Source organism: Micromonospora sp. NPDC049580 (assembly GCF_040675595.1).
Classification (GTDB): Bacteria; Actinomycetota; Actinomycetes; order Mycobacteriales; family Micromonosporaceae; genus Micromonospora.
The window spans coordinates 1-3,810 of record NZ_JBFAPG010000558.1; the positions used below are offsets into that span (position 1 = coordinate 1).

At 73.3% G+C, this 3,810-nt stretch carries 4 protein-coding genes; 3 read left to right on the top strand and 1 reads right to left on the bottom strand.

Annotated elements, in window-relative coordinates; genetic code table 11:
* Positions 1-322: 322 nt before the first annotated feature.
* Positions 323-895, top strand: coding sequence for a nucleosidase (locus AB0J68_RS28990; protein WP_354856108.1), 573 nt, complete (start codon positions 323-325; stop codon positions 893-895).
* A gap of 22 nt (positions 896-917) precedes the next feature.
* On the opposite strand, the gene AB0J68_RS28995 is transcribed toward AB0J68_RS28990, so the two are convergent.
* Positions 918-2,093, bottom strand: a complete 1,176-nt coding sequence (locus tag AB0J68_RS28995) for a low temperature requirement protein A (RefSeq protein ID WP_363941679.1) — start codon at positions 2,091-2,093, stop codon at positions 918-920.
* Positions 2,094-2,262: 169 nt separating this feature from the next.
* Here AB0J68_RS28995 and AB0J68_RS29000 point away from each other — a divergent pair, with 169 nt between their 5' ends.
* On the top strand, positions 2,263-3,123 hold the full coding sequence (locus tag AB0J68_RS29000; RefSeq protein WP_363941682.1) for a S1 family peptidase: 861 nt from the start codon (positions 2,263-2,265) through the stop codon (positions 3,121-3,123).
* A 95-nt stretch (positions 3,124-3,218) separates the two neighbouring features.
* The coding region (locus tag AB0J68_RS29005; protein WP_363941685.1) for a sugar kinase at positions 3,219-3,810 on the top strand (592 nt) is incomplete at its 3' end.

A 3,810-nucleotide genomic window follows, 5' to 3' on the forward strand; every position in this document is an offset into this window, starting at 1 on the left:
GGCCGGCGGAGCTGTCGCCGCCACCGCAGGCGCTCAGCAGCCCCGCCGCGCCGAGGGCGCCGGCTCCGGTCAGCAGCGTCCGCCTGCTCAGGCACCACCGCTTGTCGCGGAGGAACTCCTGTCCGTCGTACACCCTTGTCACCTCTTTCGTCGACGGCCCGGACCCCCGGCGGCGTCGCCGGTGATCGGCGGCGATGTGCTCGGGTGGGCCCGATGCTCGCGGGACCAGCCTGCCGCACGTGCCTGGACGTGCGGTGAGACGAACCTGGATGGTGACTGGGTGCACAGCGGGCCGGTCGACGACGGACCTTAGGATGCTGCGGTGATTCTTCGGGGTACGGTCCGCGCCGATCGTCCGCTGGTGGTGCTCGCCGTCGGGGAGGAGGCCCGCTACCTGCCGCCCGACCTGCCGGTGCTGCTCACCGGCATGGGCAAGGTCAACGCCGCCAGCGCGGTCGCGGCGGTGCTGGCCGCCGGGCCGCGCCCCAGCCTGCTGCTCAACCTGGGCACGGCCGGGGCGCTGCGCCCCGGGTGGGCGGGCATCCACGAGGTCGCCACCGTGCTCCAACACGACCTGGACACGGCCCTGCTGCGCACGCTCACCGGCGAGACCTACGGGGCGCCGCTGGCCTTGGCCGCCGAGGGGGCGGTGCTGGCCACCGGCGACACGTTCGTGGCCGACGACGACGCGCGGGACCGGTTGGCCCAGCGTGCCGACCTGGTCGACATGGAGGGGTACGCGGTGGCGTGGGCCGCCGCCCAGGCCGGTGTGCCCTGCCGGTTGATCAAGCAGGTCAGCGACGAGGCGGGCGACGGCGCTGCCCGGACGTGGCGGGAGTCGGTGGACGCCTGCGCCCGGGACCTCGCCGACTGGGCCGGTCGGCACCTCGCCTGACCGTCGACTGTCATCCGGCGGGTCATCGTGGTTGGAGCCCTCGCGTGGTTGCCTGGCTGCCGTGGGTGGGGACCAGGACGTGCCCGGCCAGCGTGAGGGCCACGACCGCGGTGACCAGCACCGGTGGCCAGCCCCCGGCCCAGGGCAGCAGCAGCAGGGGTGGCAGTTGCGTCGCCACTCGCCGCCACGGCACGCGGGAGGACAGCAGGTAGGTGAACAGCGCCCGGCCGAGCACGAACACCAGCGGCCCGCCGATGATCAGCATCAGCCACCGCACCGGGGTCGTTCCGGTCGGCCGGTCCACGACCAGGTCGAAGGAGGCCGCCGTGACGGCCACGCCGACCAGCAGCACCACATGGGTGTACGGAGCGATCCGGGTGGACCTGCCGGGCACCGACGCGGCCGAGGTCTCGAGCAACTCGCCGGCTCGGTAGACGTAGATCTGCCAGAGCAGCAGCATGATGGCGAACGCGCAGAGCAGGGCGGTGACTCGGAGGCGGTCGAATTCGCTGCGACTGACTTCCAGGGTGGGCACCAGGATGATGTCGCCGAGAGCCAGGATGACGAACTGCTGGTACCGCTCGCCCAGGTGCGCCGTGGTCCGGTCGTACTGGTCGAGCGGCACCCGCCCGAGCCGGGGTGTGGGGTACCGCGCCGCCGCGGAGATTAGGTCGATCACGATCGCGATGATCCAGATCCACCATCGCGCGGTGTCGGCCAGCGCGCCAACGATCCAGAGGACGCCGGAGACCAGGAACCAGAACAGGAACCGGGTGGCTCGCGCCATGGCCGCGTGGTGCTGCTGCCGGTACAACGTGCTGACCAGGACGATGCCACGCACCACGTGGGTGCCGACGTAGGCGAGCGCGAAGGCCGTGGCCTGCCCTCTGGTGACCATCGGCAGTGACGCCGCCATCCCCACCGACCCGACCATGGCGATCATCAGGATGGCCTGGATGGGGCGCTGCTGCGGGTCGTAGAACTCGGTCGTGGTGGTGGTGACCGACCACGTCCACCAGATCGCCGTCAGCATCAGCAACACGGCCGCGCTGCGGTCCCAGGATTCCTGGTCGGCGAGGAGCTTCGAGGTCTGCGCGAGCGCGGCCACGAAGACCACGTCGAAGAGCAGCTCCAGCAGGGTGGCCCGGGTCGACCCGTCCAGCCGGCGTACCAGCGCCCCGGTGCCTTCGGTGGTCATGCCCGGCCTCCCGCCGTTTCTCCCGAGGATTATCGGCGGCGTCGGCGCGGGCCGTCCCCGGATCGGCGATTCCCGCCGTCGGGGAAGAGGGCGCTCGGAGGTTGCCACGGCGTCGGACGCCGGGCGATGCTTGCCGCATCCATCAATCTCGATCTCCTCGGAGGTTCGGATGCGCCGCTCCCCGCTGGTCGCCCTCGTCCTGACCATCCTGCTGTTCGTCGCGCCCGGCGCGGCGCAGGCCGCCGTCCCCGACCGGGCCGCCGCGCCCGCCGCCGACCCGGCCGCCCTGCTGACCGGGGTACGCACCGCGGGCACCGCCTGGGGCCTCGACCCCGCAACCGGCCGGATGACCGTCACGGTCGACGACACCGTGGCCCCCAGCGAGCTGACCGCGCTGCGGGCGGTGGCCGACCGGGCCGGTGTGCTGCTGCGCCACGAGCCCGGAACGCTGCGCCCGCTGATCGCCGGTGGGCAGGGCATCTACGGCGGCGGCACGCGCTGCTCGCTCGGCGCGAACGCGCGCAGCGGCAGCACCTACTACGTGATCACGGCCGGCCACTGCACCACCGCCGCCGCCACCTGGTACGCCGACAGCGCGCAGACCACCGTTCTCGGCACCCGCACCGCCACCAGCTATCCCGGCGACGACTACGGGCTGATCCGCTACACCGGCCGGATCGCCCACCCGAGCGCCGTCTACACCTACCCCGGGCTGCTCACCATCAACGGCCCCGGCAACGCGTACGTCGGGCAGGCGGTCTGCCGCAGCGGCGTCACGACCGGTGTCCGCTGCGGCACCGTCACCGGTCTCAACCAGACCGTCAACTACGCCACCGGCGTGATCTACGGCCTGATTCGCACCAACATCTGCGCCGAGCCGGGAGACAGCGGCGGACCGCTGTACGTGGCGTCCACCGGCACCATCATCGGCATCCTCTCCGGAGGCAGCGGCAACTGCACCTCCGGCGGCACGACCTACTACCAGCCGATCGCCGAGGTGTTGGCCGCGTACGGGCTGACCCTGCCCTGACATCCGTTGCGCTCAGCGCAACAGCTTGCTCGTCTGGCACAACGCGCCTAGGCTCGGCGACGCCCCGGACCCCCGCCCCGAGGACGTGTGCCGCCATGTCGAGCAAGCCCCGACCCGACCACGCGGCCGCCCCGGCCGGCTCCCCGCCGGCCGAGGTGGTCACGGTGGGAGAGACCATGGTCGTGCTGTGCCCAGCGCCGGGCGAGCCGCTGGAGCACGCCGAGCGGGTGGCCGTCTCGGTCGGCGGCGCGGAGTCCAACGTGGCCGGTTACCTGGCCCGCCTCGACCACCGGGCGACCTGGGTGAGCCGGGTCGGCGACGACCCCTTCGGCCGGGCCGTCGTCCGGCACGTCGCCGACGCCGGCGTCCGCGTCGACCTGGTGGCTGTGGACCCGGCCGCCCCGACCGGCCTCTACCTCAAGGATCCGGGCCCGACGGCCACCGCCGTGCACTACTACCGGGCGGGCTCGGCCGCGTCCCGGATGGACCCCGGCGCGTTGGCCGACCCGCGGCTGGCCGGCGCGCGGGTGCTGCACCTGTCCGGGATCACCCCGGCGCTCTCCGCCTCCTGCCGGGCGCTGGTCGAGCACGCGGTGACCGAGCGGCCGCTGCCGGGCGCGCTGGTCAGCTTCGACGTCAACCACCGGGCGCGGCTCTGGCCCGCCGAGCGGGCCGCTCCGGTGCTGC